Genomic DNA, 16,245 nt, shown 5'->3' on the forward strand with positions numbered 1-16,245 from the left:
GCAGGGGAGCTATAGAATATAGCCCCCCTGTTCCCCTAGCTTTCTTTAGTTAACAGGTGTAAATTCTGCCAATTGTTTCTCTACTTCGGCAATGACCTTGTCAACTCCTGCTTTTTTCAGCTGATCACGATATTCTGCCACAGCAGTTTTTGGATCTTTGCTGGTCTTACCGAGCATCAGCTGAATACCAAGCTGTGCATTGACGTTCGAGATGGAAGCAATTTCAGTCGTTACATTGGCCGGATCAAAGCTGAAGCCGTTGTACGGATCATCGATCGCTTCTTTATCCCATTCTGCGAACAGGTCTTTACGGATCGGATTCTCGGTATCTGTCGGAATAACGAACTTATCGTTTCTGAGCGACCAGGCCGAGAAGCCGCCGCCGTCTGTTTTCTCATTGTAGCCTGGAGGCTGTTTCTTCACGCCGTCTTCAATGATATATTGCTGGCCTTCAATACCGTATTGAATCAGATCATAGTAGCTCTTATCTGTCATGAACTTCTCGATGACCATCAGAGCGCGCTCCGGATTGTTGGAATTGGCACTGATTACGGTCGAGTTGTCTACACCCAGTTTACGTTTGATTTTCTTGTTGGCTTCGGCAAAAGTATAGAAGGCTGTAGGAGAGTCAGGCAATGCCTTGATATCTCCGCCATATTGTCCGATCCAGTCCTGGGCATGCGTCAGATAACCGGCGGAGTTCGCGGCTCTGAAGTTGTCCTTGCTGCCGAGAGAAGCGGACAGTACATCCTTGCTCCAGTAGCCCTTATCGGCCCATTCACGCATTTTTACAGCCCAGTCCTCGAATTCCTGGGTGAAGGCCGGATGGAACACGGTTTTGTAATCTTCCGGGCTCTTGGTCACCAGGTTCAGCTCGTTCAGGGAGATACCAGGCGCGTTGAGCCACATGCCTGTAGTATCTACGAGCATTCTGTACATGTTCTGTGCATCCTCAGCCTTGCCGTTGATCGGAGGGAAGGATTCGTTCTTCACCACATTATCCATGTACTTCTCCATATCGGCAATCGTCTTGATCTCGGTCATGCCGTATTTCTTCAGCAGATCCGTACGGTAAGCATACCCGGAAGGCGTATATTCGCTGTACAAGCTTGGTACGCCGTAGATTCTGCCCTTCACCTTGGTATTCTGCCAGGAGGATTCAGGAATCTCAGCTTTCAGCTTAGGTGCCACCTTGTCCAGCATATCGGTAATGTCGGTCAGCGCACCTTCACTGGCCAGTGTGTAGTAAGATACGGCAGCGCCTGGAGAGGCATGGGACATGTCGAAGGACTCGCCGGAAGCGAACAGCAGCGGATACTTGGTGGCTACGTCTCCCCAGTCAATATATTTGATTTCAAGCGTCGTATTCAGATCCGCCTTAAGCTTCTTATTAATCTCAGCCAGAATCTCCTTGTTCTTAACCCCTTCACTGCCCCAGAGGTAGTACACCAGGTTTGCTTCTTTCGATGTATCTACGCCTCCGGTATTGGTTGAATTGGATGGGGCGTTCGACCCTGCCGGTGTATTGCCGTTTGCATTATTGTCCGATGAACAAGCGGATAGCACTCCAGTAAGCATGAGGACAGCGGCCAGAGAAGACGCAATCTTTTTCCCTTTCATTCGGTAAGCCTCCCTTTTCTCTTCTATACTATTGATCTTGCATATATAACAAACACCCTGAAATGAAGCAGGCGTCTATTAACCCTTAACAGCACCGATGGTAAGACCGGTAACGAAGTAACGCTGAATGAACGGATACAGGAGAATAATCGGGCCTGTGGCCAGCACCGCTGTAGCCATTTTGATCGATTGGGTCGGCAGATCGGCTGTATTAATGACCGCCCCGGAGTTGATGAGACTGCCCAGATTCGCCTGATTGACCATGCGCTGCAGGAAATATTGAAGCGGGAACTTGGACGGCGTGTCCATGTAGAGCATCCCGTTGTACCACTCATTCCAGAAGCCCAGCGCCGAGAACAGCCCGATGGTCGCCAGAGACGGAACCGCCAGCGGCATGAAGATCCGCCAGTAAATATGGAAGTCACCTGCGCCGTCAATCGTGGCAGATTCATACAGGGAATCCGGGATCGCCTTCATGAAGTTACGCATCAGGAAGATCGACCAAGCTCCGACTACCCCCGGAAGGATCATAGCGAATAGGCTATCCTTAAGATGGAGATGCTTGACCATCAGGATATAAGTTGGAATCAGTCCTCCGCTGAACAGTGTCGTGAAATAGATCAGGAAGGAGAAGAAGTTACGGTATTTGAAATCCTTGCGGTTCAGGACAAAGCCGGCCATGGACATCATGAACAGCCCCAGCACCGTACCTACAACCGTAATGAATATGGTAACCTGATACGCATTCACCAGATTATTGGAGTTGCTGAGCAGCATCTCATACGCCTTGAAGGACACTTCATTCGGAATTAGCTTGTACCCCTCGCGCACAATCTCCTGCTCATTCATGAAGGAGGAGGAGATCATCAGCGCAAAAGGAAACAGGCAGAACAGCGCGAACACTGCGATACAAATGTAACTGATCACTTTGATGAAAATGCTGCCTGAGTCCTGCTTAATAGTTGAGCTTGCCATATTAACACCCCTGTTTCTTATCTTGTCTTAGAACAACGCGCTGTCCGGTTCCACCTTGCGCACAATAAAGTTAACAACAAGCACCAGCACCAGACCGAACAAGGATTGATAGAAGCCTACAGCGGCACCCATCGAGAAGTTGAATTGTCCCACCAGGGAGCGGAAGACGTACGTATCTATGATATCCGTCTGCGGATACAGCACGGAGTTCGTTCCGATCAGATTGTAGAACAGGTCGAAGGAGCCCTTGAGAATTCCGCCCATTCCGAACAGCAGGAGCAGAATGAAGGTCGGCTTCAGAATCGGCAGGGTCATATAGCGGATACGCTGCCAGGTGGTGGCCCCGTCCATATAAGCTGCTTCATAGAGGTCATGGTTAATACCTGTAATAGCTGCCAGGTAGACAATCATCCCGTAGCCTGTGCTTGCCCAGATCTTGAAGGCCACAATGATGTATTTCCAGATTCCCGGGTCGGAGTAGAATTCGACCTTATCGAAGCCTGCACCGACGAGCATTGTATTGATGAACCCTGAATTGAAATTGAACAGATTGTAAGCAAACACACCCACGATAACCATTGAGATGAAGTTCGGCAGGAGAATAACCGACTGGGAGATCTTCTTGAACCATTTGCCGGCAATCTCCGAGAGCATAACCGCAAATACAATCTGAATGATATTGCCCAGAGCAAGGAACACCAGATTATAGAGCAGCGTGTTCTTGGTAATATTCCAGAGATCCCCGTTCTGCACCAGGAACTCGAAGTTCTTGAGCCCGATGAAGTTACTGCCAAAAATCCCCTTGTTCAGCTTGTAATCCACGAATGCAACGTAAGCGCCAGGCATTACCGCATAATGAAAGACTGCGAAATACACGATGACGGGCAGCAGCATGAGATACAGCACCTTGTTCTTCACTAATTCCCGGGCGATGTTTCTGCCCGAACGTACAACCTTTGCCAATGAACCCACCTCCAAATTGAACAATGCATTCTACACGTACGCACATCTGACGTATGCATATCCTTGTTTCACATCAGCCTTGCAGCTACAAGAACAACAGCTTGTCCAGCCTGCCGGCGTCATATCCTGGAGTGAAGCCTCACTCCGGCACATTCCTAACCCTAACTTATTACCCACTGAAAACAATATAGAAACGTTTCCATTATTTCTTTGTGATTCCCCTTGCTCAGAGCATACTCCTTTGTTGTATACGCTGTCAAACATTTTTTATTTTCAAAAGACAAGGAGTAAAATTACATTTTTCTGATCATATTATAGAAAAAGCCGATTTTTTCATTGATAATTGACTTTTTTTCGTCTAAAGTCTAAACTCGATGTATATTCCTGATGGAAACGTTTCTATTTATTCTTTACAACACATGTCATCCCTTGGGTATGACCTCTGATGATTGAATCCCCCCTTATGAAATAACAACTAATTCGCAGTGGAAAGAGAGGCCGTTATGATATTCAAACAACAAATGAACATGATTACCTTAACCCGGGACGACCTGTCGTATACATTTTTGCCAACAGGAGATATTTTTGAATTCACCCATGCTCCTATTCTGATTAATCAGTTCCAGGGCAATCCGGCAGACGGCTCCGCCAATAATATTTATCTGCGCATTCATACAGAAGAAGGGATTCGCAGCTATCCGCTGCTGGGAATCCGTTCCGGTTCCACACTGTCGCGCACACAGGACAAGCTGGTCTATGAAGGCACTGCCGAAGCCATCCGCTACCGCGTCATCTTCGCTCCGGCCCGGGACGGCATCTGGTTCTGGCAGCTTCAGCTCTCCGGCAGCGGCGAGCAGGTGGATGTGATGTACGGACAGGATATCGGGGTTGCCGAGAAGGGCGGCTTGCTGGCCAACGAGCTGTACATGAGCCAATATCTCGACCACAGCATCTGGGAAGGCGAGAGCGGCTACGCTGTATGCTCCCGCCAGAACCAGCCGCAGGCGACCGGCTTCCCTTATCTCCAGCAGGGGATCATCGGCAAGCAGGCTATCGGCTATTCTACGGATGCCATGCAGTTCTTCGGCATTTCCTACAAGGGAAGCTATGTGCCGGAGGCGCTGTCCGGCAATCTGCAGAACCGCAATTATCAGTATGAGCTGGCCTACACCGCGCTGCAGACAGAGCCTATGACCCTGTCCGCTCCGGTGGAATTCGCTTTCTACGGACTCTTCCGTCCTACTCATCCGGCTGCGGTAACAGAGCTTGAATTCCAGGCTGAGCTGCAGGCTGCCTATGCGGAGATCGACTGGAATGTGAACGCGGCTGAACCCGTCCGGGATGTGCCTGTGCTGAGCCGGGAGATCGGCCAGCCTTACGTGTCTGCACAATGGTCGCAGGCCGAGATTGAAGCCGCTTATCCTGAGCGCAAGCTTGAGGAAACAGAGAACGGCGAGCTGCTCTCCTTCTTCACAGATGAGCATGTCCATGTAGTCCTCCAGCCCAAGGAGCTGTTGGTAGAGCGCCCGCACGGCCATATCATCACCTCGCTGCTGGACGACAAGCAGGTGGACAATAACCTGATTTCAACGACCAACTATATGTACGGGATTTTCAACGGGCAGACCGTAGTAGGCAATACCTCCTTCCATAAAGGGCTGTCCACACCGCGCGGCCTGCTGAACATTCTGCGTAACAGCGGCCAGCGTATTTACGTGCGGCTGGATGGAGTCTACCGGATGCTGACCCTGCCTGCGGCGTACGAGATGGGCGTTAATTTTGCCAAATGGCACTACCAGATCGAGGATGATGTGTTGACCGTTACCGTCTTCACAGCAGCGGGCCAGCCGGATGCCGCTCTTCAGGTACAGTCGAAGCTCGGCAGAGCCTACGATTATCTGATCACGAACCAGCTGGTGATGGGCGAGCATGAATTCCAGCACCCGGTCAGAGTGGAGGCCAAGGAGGGTATTCTGCAGATCCTGCCTGATGAGGCCGCTGTACAGAAGCTTCCATATCCGGGCCTGCATTTCGATATCCAGCTTCCGGGAACGGAGTATACGTACAGCGATGACCGTGAATTCTATGCGGACAGACAGCCGCGCAACGGCACCCTGCTGACCTTGTCTGTAAAGCAGTCATCCAGCTTCCAGCTGGTGCTCCAGGGCAGACTTGAAGCCTCCGGCGTTCATCCGCTGGCGTCTCCATACTCACTGGAGAAGGAGCAGGCGTTGTATAACGAATTCTATGCCTCGTTCACTTCGAACTTCCAGCTCCAGATTGACGGAAGCGAGCAGGAACGGACCGATATTCTGAATGAGACCGCATGGTGGTATACCCATAATGCGATGACCCACTTCATTGTGCCGCATGGCCTGGAGCAGCCGGGCGGAGCCGCCTGGGGCACCCGGGATGTGTGCCAGGGTCCGATGGAATATTTCCTCATGACCCAGCACTATGAGATGGCCCGCAATGTCCTGCTGAAGATCTATTCGCATCAGCTGTGGGAGAGCCGGGAATGGCCGCAATGGTTCATGTTCGACCAGCATCCGGTTCAGGCCCATGAATGGCATGGCGACGTGGTGCTCTGGCCGCTGAAATGCATCAGCGATTACATCATGGCTACCGGAGATTACTCTATCCTTCAGGAAGAGATCGGCTACCACCATCTGGCGGATGCGAAGCCTACGGTGCAGACCGAGACCGTTCTGGCCCATGTGAAGGCTGCGGTAGAGACGATCCGTGAACGCTTCGTGCCGGGCACATCACTGATTAACTATGCCGGCGGCGACTGGGACGATACCCTGCAGCCTGCCGATGAAGCGCTGAAGACCAAGCTGGTCAGCGCCTGGACGGTCGCACTCGCCTTCCAGGTAATCCGCAACCTGTCCGAGGTTACTTCCAGTGATCCTGACTTCTCTGCCAGTCTGACCAAGATGGCCGAAGAGATGAAGGAATCGTTCCGTACACTCCTGATCAAGGACGGCGTTATCGCCGGCTTCGCTTACTTCCAGGAGGACGGCAGCATTGATTATATGCTTCACCCGCTGGATCAGCAGACCGGCATTCACTACCGGCTGCTCCCGATGACCCGCAGCATTATTGCCGAGCTGGTCACTCCTGAACAGGCCGCAGCCAACCTGCGCCTGATCGATGAGCATCTGAACTGTCCGGACGGCGTGCGCCTGATGGACCGTCCTGCCCGCTATGAGGGCGGCGTCAGCACGATCTTCCGCCGCGCCGAGCAGGCCGCCAGCGTCGGCCGCGAGATCAGTCTGCAATATGTACATGCACATATCCGTTATCTGGAGGCATCGGCCAAGCTGGGCGAAGCGCAGCGCGCCTGGGACGGATTGTTCCAGATCAATCCGATCAACATCCGCAAGACCGTGCCGAATGCCCAGCTCCGCCAGAGCAATATGTACTTCAGCAGCTCGGACGGTGATTTCCCTGACCGCTACAGCTATCAGGAGAACTTCGACCAGCTGCGCGACGGCAGCGTAGAGGTTAAGGGCGGATGGCGCCTGTACTCCAGCGGCCCGGGGATCTACCTCAACCAGCTGATCTCGGCGATTCTGGGTATCCGCTTCAGCGAGGATGCACTGGTTATTGACCCGGTACTCCCGGCCAGCCTGGACGGACTGCGCTTCACTTACACATGCTTCGGCCGGAAGCTGACCTTCGTCTATCATATCGGTGCAGATGCAGCCCGCACGCCAGAGCTTCAGGCCGGCGGAGCCGCTGTTGCCGGACAAGTGCTGTCTAACCCTTACCGCCCCGGTGCGGTGAGCCTGACCAAGGAGCAGCTGCTTGCACTGCCTGGCGATGAGCTGCACATCTATCTATAAATACAAGGATAAGCTCTAATGTGACGCCTATAGATTCTATTGGACCATCACTTTCAGTACGCTTATGAAGGAGTTAGCTATGACGAAACCGTTTATCCAAGATCTCGTGAACGATATGACACTGGAGGAAAAGCTGGCCCAGCTCACCCAGCTAGGTCCGTATTACTGGGGTCTGGATGATACCGTGGATTTGACGGGTCCATTCAAGGAGCTGAACATTCAGCCGCAGATTATGTCAAGCATCGGAAGCGTGCTGAACGGCATCGGGGCGCGCAATGTCATCGAGCTGCAGAAGCGCCATCTGGAGACCAGCCGCCAGAAGATTCCGCTGCTGTTCATGGCCGATGTCATCCACGGCTACCGGACGATCCTGCCGATTCCGCTGGCGATGGGCGCAAGCTTCGACCTGGAAGCCTGCGAGCGCTTCGCCGAGGTCGCTGCCCGGGAGAGCGCAGCCGCCGGTATCCACCTCACCTTCTCCCCCATGACCGACCTTGTACGCGATCCGCGCTGGGGCCGGGTGATGGAGACCTCGGGTGAGGACCCGTACCTGAATGCCCGCGTGACCGAGAGCATGGTCCGGGGCTACCAGGGCCAGGACCTGAAGGAGCCGGGGCGGATCGCCGCCTGCGTGAAGCACTTCGCCGGCTACGGCGCGCCTGAGGGCGGCCGCGAATACAACACCGTGGACATGTCCACCGGGGTGCTCCGTGAATTCTACCTGCCCGCCTACAAGGCGGCGGTTGATGCCGGTGTCGCCATGGTCATGGCCGCGTTCAATACGATTGACCGCATTCCGGCCAGCGGCAACAGCAAGCTGCTGCGCGGTATTCTCCGCGAAGAATGGGGCTTCGATGGCGTGACCATCGCCGACTTCAACTCGGTGAACGAGCTGGTGCCCCACGGGGCGGCAGAGGACGGCCGCGAGGCTGCCCGCAAGAGCATTACGGCAGGGCTGGACATTGAGATGATGTCCACCCACTACCTGAACCATGGCGCTGCGCTGGTCGAGGAAGGGCTGCTCGACATCGCCCTGATCGACGAAGCGGTGACCCGGGTGCTGGAGCTGAAGGATGCGCTGGGCCTGTTCGACAATCCGTTCAAGGATGCCGACCCGACAGCAGACGAAGCCGAGAAGCCAAGCCCCGAGCATCTCCAGGCTGCGCGTGAGATGGGCGCCCGCTCGATCGTGCTGCTGAAGAACGACAATGCGGTGCTGCCGCTGAAGCCTGGGGTGAAGCTGGGCCTTGCCGGTCCTTTTGCCACCTCGGTTAACGTTATGGGCGGCTGGGCCGGCACCGAGAAAGACCCGGCTGTCTCGCTCTATGAAGGGATCACCGGCAAGATTCCGGCAGCCGACATTGTCACCGCAATGACCGGCGAGCTAGGCAGTATGCTGGAGGGTGTCTTCGATGTGGAGGATGAGGTCGAAGCGGCGTATGAACGCCTGAAGGATTGCGATGTGATTCTGGCCGCCGTCGGCGAGAATCAGCATGACACCGGGGAAGGCGGCAGCAAGGCCAGCCTGCGGTTGTCCGCCAATCAGGAGAAGCTGATCCACCGTCTGAAGGAGACCGGCAAGCCGGTCGTCACCGTTGTATTCAGCGGCCGTCCGCTGGAGCTTGCACCCGTGCTGCCTGCAAGCACAGCGCTGGTTCAGGCCTGGTTCCTGGGCAGCGAGTCCGGCAATTCGATTGCCGATGTGCTGTTCGGCGATTATAACCCGTCCGGACGCCTCTCGATGAGCTTCCCGTATTCCGTGGGCCAGATTCCTGTGTATTATAACGCTTATCAGACCGGACGCCCGTATGATCCCCAATATCCGAATGTGCGGTATGTGACCCGCTATCTGGATATCCCGAATGATCCGCTGTTCTGCTTCGGCTACGGCCTGAGCTACTCCACCTTTGCCTACAGCGGCTTCCAGGTGGAGACTGCGGAGGACGGCCGGGTGCTTGCCTCCATCACAGTTGAGAATACCTCGGAGGTTGCCGGCAAGGAGACGGTGCAGCTCTACATCCGCGATGTAACAGCCAGCGTCGTCCGTCCCTGCAAGGAGCTGAAGGGCTTCCGGCAGATCACACTTGCCCCGCATGAGCAGCAGACGGTGACGTTCGAGATCACCAGAGACATGCTCATGTTCTACGGCCAGGACGATCAGCTGGTGTTCGAGCCTGGAGACTTCGATATTATGCTGGGCAGAAGCTCCGGCGACCACAGCACGCAGCGGATCTGGATCGGCTGAGAGCATCACCTGGAAATAGCAAGCGCCAATCCTTCCACCTTAGGGGAATGGATTGGCGCTATTTTTTTATATCGTGTTAAGACCCTGTCAGCAGCTCAATATCCAGCCGGGCGAAGGTCTCCCTCCACTCCGCCGGGCAGCCGCTGTCGGTCAGCACCATGGAGATATGCTCCACCGGGGCAATCTGGGCGAAGGTCGTGACGCCGAATTTGGAGTGGTCCGCCACCAGAATGGATTCCTCGGCCCGCTCCATCATTTTGCGGGAGATGAGCGCCTCCTCCAGATGGTAGTCGGTGATGCCCTCGGAGAGCGACAGGCCTCCGGCCGAGATGAACGCCTTGTTCACCTTGAACTGGCCCAGCAGGTCATGGGCAGTCGCACCCACCGCCGCCTGATACGCTGCATTCACCTCGCCCCCGGCAAAAATCACCTTCCCCTGAAACTGCTCCAGCGCACAATTCAGCACCGGAACCGAGTTCGTGATCACCGTCACCTGGTTCCGGTCCTTCAGCGCGCGCATAATCTCCAGCGTAGTGGTTCCGTTGTCCAGAATGACCGTCTCACCGTCACGAATCAGCGCTGCGGCGAGTCTGCCGATCGCCTGCTTCCCGGCCGGGTTCATCTGCGAGCGCTTCATGAAGGTCGGCTCATGATTCTCTGAACGAATCCGCACCGCGCCCCCATACACCTTGCGCAGCCGCCCCTCCTTCTCCAGCCGGTCCAGATCGCGCCGGATCGTCTCCGTCGTCACCCCGAAACGCTCCGCCAGAAAATGCACCTGCACCTTCCCCGCCAGCTCCAGCTCAGCGAGAATTGTCTGCTTGCGTTCTTCATAGGTCAGGGACATGCCCGCCCGCCTCCATTCAATGGGATCTATAGTAGTTTGCATTATATGTTTTTATTGAATCGAATGTTGTTTCTGGTGTTTTGTTGTTGTTTTCCTCAGTATATGGAGCAGGCCGGAGCTTGTCAATGTAGGGGCAGGCCGTCTGGCGTTTGGCTATTACTTGACTGTCTCCTGATTGATCACACTCTCATCCACCTAGAGTCTGCACAGAGCTTCTGCCCCGTCCACCCCTGCCCCGCACAATAGCGGAATTGAATGAGTAACCGCCACTCTCTATGCTCCCGATTGTATTTTATACAGCAGATTACTCCAAAATCGCCCGCAAATGAGCATCTGTTGCACTTTGTACATTACCTGTTGTGGTAAAAAGTGTTTTGGAGCCAAATTAGTAAAATCTAGTGTACGAACTACAACAGAATGAGATTTTACGCCGCAAAAACCGCATTCTAGTGTACAAACTGCAATCAGCCAGGTAACCACGGGTTAACTCTTTATTTTTCCGATTGACAGAATCGCACACTCCGCCTACAATCAACATAAAACAACATAAATCAAAAACAATCAACAGACGATTCAGCTCTATCCGCATTCATTCGTTCGTTCGTAACTTATTAACAGAGAGGGGTTTACCCGCATGACTCGTAAATTATCTTACCGGCCTGACGGCACCTTCACCATCGTACAGTTCACCGACCTGCACTGGATGGATGGAAGAGAGGAGGACCAGCGCACCCGGGCGCTGATGGAGCGTGTGCTTAAGGCCGAGCAGCCGGACCTGGTTGTCTTCACCGGAGATACGATCTATACCGGTCCTGTCCGCGAAGGCGAGCTGCCTTGCCAGAATCCTAAGCAGGCGTTCCGCGATGCAGTCGCTGCTGTTGAGACGGCAGGAGTACCTTGGGCCTTCGTCTTCGGCAATCATGATACCGAGAACGGGGTGAGCTACAGCGAACTGATGGAGATCGCCCATGAGCATCCCCACTGCGTGGCGGAAGCCGGTCCTGAAGACGTTGCCGGTTCAGGCAATTACGTCCTGGAGATTGCAGGCATAGAGAATGACGCCGGAGCGCTGCTCTATATGCTGGATACCGGCGCTTATACACCGCTTAAGCAGATTCCCGGCTATAACTGGGTCCGCCAGAGCCAAATCCGTTGGCTGACGGAGCAGTCGGCACGGCTGAATTCCGGGGAGAACGGGCCTAAGCGGCCTGCACTGGCTTTTTTCCACATTCCGTTGCCTGAATACTTGGAGATGTGGAACACTCAGGTCTGCTATGGACAAAAGCATGAGAATGTCTGCGCTCCGGTGCTGAATTCAGGCTTGTTCACCGCCCTGGTGGAGATGGGAGATGTGGCAGGCACGTTCTGCGGCCATGACCATGTCAATGATTTCACCGGCACACTGCACGGCATCCGGCTCAGCTACGGCCGCGCGACCGGCTACAACACCTATGGCCATGAAGGCATGATGCGCGGCGCACGCGTCATCCGACTGAACCAGGGCGCTCCATCCTTCGATACCTGGCTGCGGCTGGAGGACGGCTCATTGGTGTCTGAACAGCCCGTCCATGCACCTGCCGCCGGCTCGGATCAGTAAGGAGTGAACCGTTAATGCTGCTGCCCATTCTTTTGGTGCTGGCTTCCGGGATGTGTCACGCTGTATGGAGCATGTTCACCAAAAGAAGCCTGAACAAAAGCATCTTTCTCTGGTCCATCATGATGGTCTCCACAGTTCTGCTGCTGCCGACACTCATTATGGAGCTGTGGAGACAGCCGCCGCTATCCGCAGGCGCTTATGCCCTGCTGCTGTTGTCCATTGCGCTCCAGGCCTTGTATTCCTGGCTGCTGTCTATTACTTACGAGATGGGCGACCTGTCCCAGGTCTACCCGGTCATGCGGGGGACGAGCACGCTGCTGATTCCGCTGATCGGCGTTCTTTTTCTGAAGGAATCCCTGTCGGTCTATGGTTGGACCGGAATCGCCTGCATGCTCGGCGGCTTCGCTGTCCTCAGCGGAATCGGCTCATTCAACCGCCGTCCACTCCCCGCTGCTAACAGCACAGGCACTGGCGCAGGCTTGACCAGCTATAAACCAATGCTCATGGCGCTCTGTGTCGGATTATGTACCACCTGCTACGTGTTCGTGGATAAGCTGAACCTGCAGCATCTGTCTCCGCTGGCCCTGCTGGAAGTGACCAATATCGGCTTCGTGGCCGGTCTGACTCCGGCGGTGCTGAGATCGCGGAAGCTGCTTGAAGAGTGGCGGCGCAACCGGTTCACCATTCTGCTGGGAAGCGTGCTTAACCCGGGCTCCTACCTGCTGTTCCTGTTCGCGCTGCAGCAGGCGCCGCTCGCCCATATCAGCCCTCTGCGGGAGATCGGGACGGTCTTCGCTACCTTCCTGGGTATTCTCCTGCTGAAGGAGCGGCAGGGGCTGCGGCGGATGGTGTGCTCGGTGGTGATTTTTGGCGGCATTCTGCTTGTTGGGATATGGGGTTAGCAGCGAAGTCCCTGCCTCTTCCGGCAGGATAACCCTCCTGTTTGTCGAATTGAAACCGTATGAACAAGATAACCCGAATCCACAACAACATCATACAGTTCTTCGCCCGCTTTAATGTCAAGCATGCCCTGCTGCTAATCTTCTATCTGACTCTGTTGATCGGGCTGCGCTATCTGTGGTTTAATGCTTTTGCGGCGGCTGAGCATCCTGAAGCCCGGCAAGGGGTGCTGGATATGCGGGGCTGGGACTTCGAGCATTCCCGTTCCATCCGGCTGGATGGGGAATGGGAATTCTATCCCGGCCAATTCCTCAGCGATAAGGATACTGCCGCACAAGCGCTGGAGACGGCGAATGTTGTCCAGGTTCCGGGCGACTGGCGTTCAGGCTTCCCTGAAGGGAAGCAATCCTCCCTGGGGTACGGGACGTACAAGCTGCGTATTCTGGTCGACCCTTCACAGACCCTGCATTACAGCTTCTGGATTCAGCGCATCCAAGCCTCCTCCAGCCTTTATATTAATGAGAAGCAGGAGACCAGCTTCGGACAGCTGGCTGACAGCCCCGGCGGCTATGTCCCCAAGGCGGTCTCTTATTTGGCGTCCTATGACACACCCGGGCAGCAGGAGATAGTATTACTCGTCCGGGCGGCCAACTACGACCATCCGCTGGAAGGCGGGATCGTCCGCTCGATCCGCTTCGGCTCCCAGGCCGCTGTGGATAACGAGCGCTTGTATTCCATTGGCTTCCAGCTGGTCAGCTTTGTGATTATGCTGCTTCATGCGTTATATGCAGGCATTCTGTACTTTTTTAACCGGCGTCAGCATGTGTTCCTCATCTTCTTTCTGTTGCTGATTGCTGTAGCGGTCTCCATCATCGCCGACAACGATACACTCCTGCTGCTCTGGCTCCCGATTAATTACACTTGGGCGCTGAAGATCAAAATGCTGGCCTATCCGGCGGTCTCCCTGTTCATGCTGCTGCTGGCGCGCAGCTTCTATGCCCATGAGCGCTCCGGCCGCCTGCTCAGGGGATATCTGGCCGGCCTGCTTCTCTACACCGTCTATATTCTGGTTATGCCGGCTCATCTGGTGGTGTATGCCAGAATGTTCTTCTCTATGTTCTATCTGCTTCCTGTAGCCGGAGTGGTCTATCATATCGGCCGGATGGTCATACGGCAGCAGCAGGATGCCGTCTTCCTGCTGTTCGCCGCTGCCGCCATCGGCTCCAGTGTCATTGGCGGCGCTCTGGAATCAAACAACAAGACAAGCATCCTGTATTACCCGGTGGATGTGATCGCTGCCATTATTGGCTTCTCTGCGTACTGGTTCAAGCGGTATTTCCGTAATTCAGAGGAGAACCTGCTGCTTAACCAGCAGCTCAAGGAAAGTGACCGGAAGAAGGACCAATTCCTGGCGAATACCTCACATGAGCTGAGGACACCGCTGCACGGGATTATCAGCATCGCCCAGACGGTGGCCTCGAAGGAACAGGCTGCTCTGGACAGCCAGAGCTATCAGGATCTGCAGCTGCTGATTACGATCAGCCGCCGGATGTCCCTGATGCTGAACGACCTGCTGGATGTCACCCGCCTGCAGGAGAAGCGGATCATCCTCCAGCAGGAGCCGCTGGCCATCGGGTCGCTGACGGCAGGGGTGCTGGGCATGTTCGAATTCATGATCGAAGGCAGGCCGCTGCAATTAAGGAACGAGCTGCCTGCCTCCCTGCCTCCGGTCTGGGGTGATGAGAAACGGATTGTGCAGATTCTGTATAACCTGCTGCACAATGCTATCAAATACACACCGGCCGGAACCGTTACCGTATCTGCCGCCATCGACGGCGAGTATGCGCGGATCAGCGTAGCCGATACCGGAACGGGTATCGATAAGGAGACCCAGCAGCGCATCTTCTCGCCGTACGAGCAGGGCAGCGAGGGAATTATTGACGGAGGCGGCATCGGTCTGGGCTTAAGCATCAGCAAGCTGCTGACCGAGCTTCACGGCGGCGACCTCACCGTTGAATCGGAGCCGGGGAAGGGATCGGTGTTCACCTTCACGCTTCCGCTGGTCTCTTCAGCAATCGCCCAGCAGGCGCAGTTTCAACAGCACGGGCCGGTCCCTCCCGCTCCGAAGGACGGGCTGTCCGCAGAGGAGCAGGGCTTCCTCCGGCAGCGGGAAACTGGCTTGCTCTCGATTCCCGCTGAGTTGAGCGACCCGCCGCTGAGACAGGATACCGCTCTAAGTCCCAAAGCTTATATCCTCGCCGTAGACGATGATCCGGTCAATCTGAAGGTCCTTGCCAGTATACTCTCAGATGAGCACGTACACCTGGTCACGGCCAACAGCGCCCAGGAAGCGCTGGAACTGCTCGGCACTGAGCCGTGGGATCTGCTGATCGCTGATGTGATGATGCCGTACATGTCCGGCTATGAGCTGACCCGGATTGTGCGGGAGCGCTTCACCATCTCCGAGCTGCCCATCCTGCTGCTCACCGCCCGTAACCTGCCGGCGGATATCTATACCGGCTTCCTGTCGGGAGCCAATGATTATGTCGCCAAGCCGGTGGATGCGCTGGAGCTGAAGTACCGCGTCCGTTCCCTGACCGGGCTGAGGCAGTCCATTACCCGGAGCCTGCGGATGGAGGCCGCTTACCTCCAGGCCCAGATTCAGCCGCATTTCCTGTTCAATACGCTGAATTCGCTGCTGGCGCTCAGTGAATTCGACCTGCCGAAGATGCGTGATCTCGGGGAGGCCTTCTCTTCCTATCTGCGGATCAGCTTCGATTATATGAACTCCCAGCAGCTTGTCGTCCTGTCCCATGAGCTGGAGCTGGTTGAATCCTATCTGTTCATCGAGAAGGCACGGTTCGAGGAGCGCCTGGAGATTGAATGGGACGTAGAGCGGGGCATCGACCTGCTCCTTCCCCCGCTCACCCTGCAGCCGCTGGTGGAGAATGCCGTCCGGCACGGCCTGCTGAGCCGCAAGGCCGGAGGTCTTCTGCAGATCCGTATTCACCGTCATGACGGCTACACCTCCTTCGCGGTGCAGGATAACGGCAAGGGCATGAGCGAAGAGCAGGTCAAGCACCTGCTGGATGAGCGCGGACCCGGACTCCCCTCCCGGGGCATCGGCCTCCTGAACACGAACCGGCGGCTGACCCAGCTCTACGGCCAGGGCTTGGTCATCGAGAGCCGGCTTGAGGAAGGAACCACGGTGTCGTTTGTGGTTCCGGAGCGGAGGCGCGACTGATTCCGC

At 55.4% G+C, this 16,245-nt stretch carries 9 protein-coding genes; 5 read left to right on the forward strand and 4 right to left on the reverse strand.

What is annotated here, in order from left to right; translation table 11 throughout:
* Positions 1 to 45 precede the first annotated feature (45 nt).
* From MHI24_RS09560 to MHI24_RS09570, 3 genes are all read right to left on the reverse strand, one after another.
* Positions 46 to 1,620, reverse strand: coding sequence for a DUF3502 domain-containing protein (locus tag MHI24_RS09560; RefSeq protein ID WP_340025395.1), 1,575 nt, complete (start codon positions 1,618 to 1,620; stop codon positions 46 to 48).
* Positions 1,621 to 1,698: 78 nt separating this feature from the next.
* Positions 1,699 to 2,595 (reverse strand): carbohydrate ABC transporter permease, encoded by an 897-nt coding sequence (locus tag MHI24_RS09565; RefSeq protein WP_340025396.1) that lies wholly within the window; start codon positions 2,593 to 2,595, stop codon positions 1,699 to 1,701.
* Positions 2,596 to 2,622: 27 nt separating this feature from the next.
* The gene (locus tag MHI24_RS09570) at positions 2,623 to 3,558 is read right to left on the reverse strand and encodes an ABC transporter permease subunit (protein WP_340025397.1); all 936 of its coding nucleotides are present in this window, start codon (positions 3,556 to 3,558) and stop codon (positions 2,623 to 2,625) included.
* A gap of 503 nt (positions 3,559 to 4,061) precedes the next feature.
* Here MHI24_RS09570 and MHI24_RS09575 point away from each other — a divergent pair.
* A complete protein-coding gene (locus MHI24_RS09575) occupies positions 4,062 to 7,406 on the forward strand; it encodes a cellobiose phosphorylase (protein WP_340025398.1) in 3,345 nt (1,114 codons plus the stop codon).
* A gap of 79 nt (positions 7,407 to 7,485) precedes the next feature.
* Positions 7,486 to 9,651 carry a beta-glucosidase BglX gene (gene bglX, locus MHI24_RS09580; protein WP_340025399.1) on the forward strand — a complete coding sequence of 722 codons (2,166 nt, stop codon included), beginning with the start codon at positions 7,486 to 7,488 and terminating at the stop codon, positions 9,649 to 9,651.
* A gap of 76 nt (positions 9,652 to 9,727) precedes the next feature.
* Here bglX and MHI24_RS09585 read toward each other — a convergent pair whose 3' ends face one another.
* Positions 9,728 to 10,498, reverse strand: a complete 771-nt coding sequence (locus MHI24_RS09585) for a DeoR/GlpR family DNA-binding transcription regulator (RefSeq protein WP_340025400.1) — start codon at positions 10,496 to 10,498, stop codon at positions 9,728 to 9,730.
* Positions 10,499 to 11,132: 634 nt separating this feature from the next.
* On the opposite strand from MHI24_RS09585, the gene MHI24_RS09590 reads away from it, so the two are divergent.
* Genes MHI24_RS09590 through MHI24_RS09600 form a run of 3 tightly spaced genes read left to right on the forward strand, consistent with a single transcriptional unit; the run spans position 11,133 to position 16,239 of the window.
* Positions 11,133 to 12,095 carry a metallophosphoesterase family protein gene (locus MHI24_RS09590; protein WP_340025401.1) on the forward strand — a complete coding sequence of 321 codons (963 nt, stop codon included), beginning with the start codon at positions 11,133 to 11,135 and terminating at the stop codon, positions 12,093 to 12,095.
* A 14-nt stretch (positions 12,096 to 12,109) separates the two neighbouring features.
* Positions 12,110 to 12,997 carry an EamA family transporter gene (locus MHI24_RS09595; RefSeq protein ID WP_340025402.1) on the forward strand — a complete coding sequence of 296 codons (888 nt, stop codon included), beginning with the start codon at positions 12,110 to 12,112 and terminating at the stop codon, positions 12,995 to 12,997.
* Positions 12,998 to 13,056: 59 nt separating this feature from the next.
* Entirely contained in the window at positions 13,057 to 16,239 is a 3,183-nt protein-coding gene (locus MHI24_RS09600) for an ATP-binding protein (protein ID WP_340025403.1), read from the forward strand.
* The last annotated feature ends 6 nt before the right edge of the window (positions 16,240 to 16,245 follow it).

The sequence above is a fragment of the Paenibacillus sp. FSL K6-1096 genome (genome assembly GCF_037977055.1).
Classification (GTDB): Bacteria; Bacillota; Bacilli; order Paenibacillales; family Paenibacillaceae; genus Paenibacillus_AQ.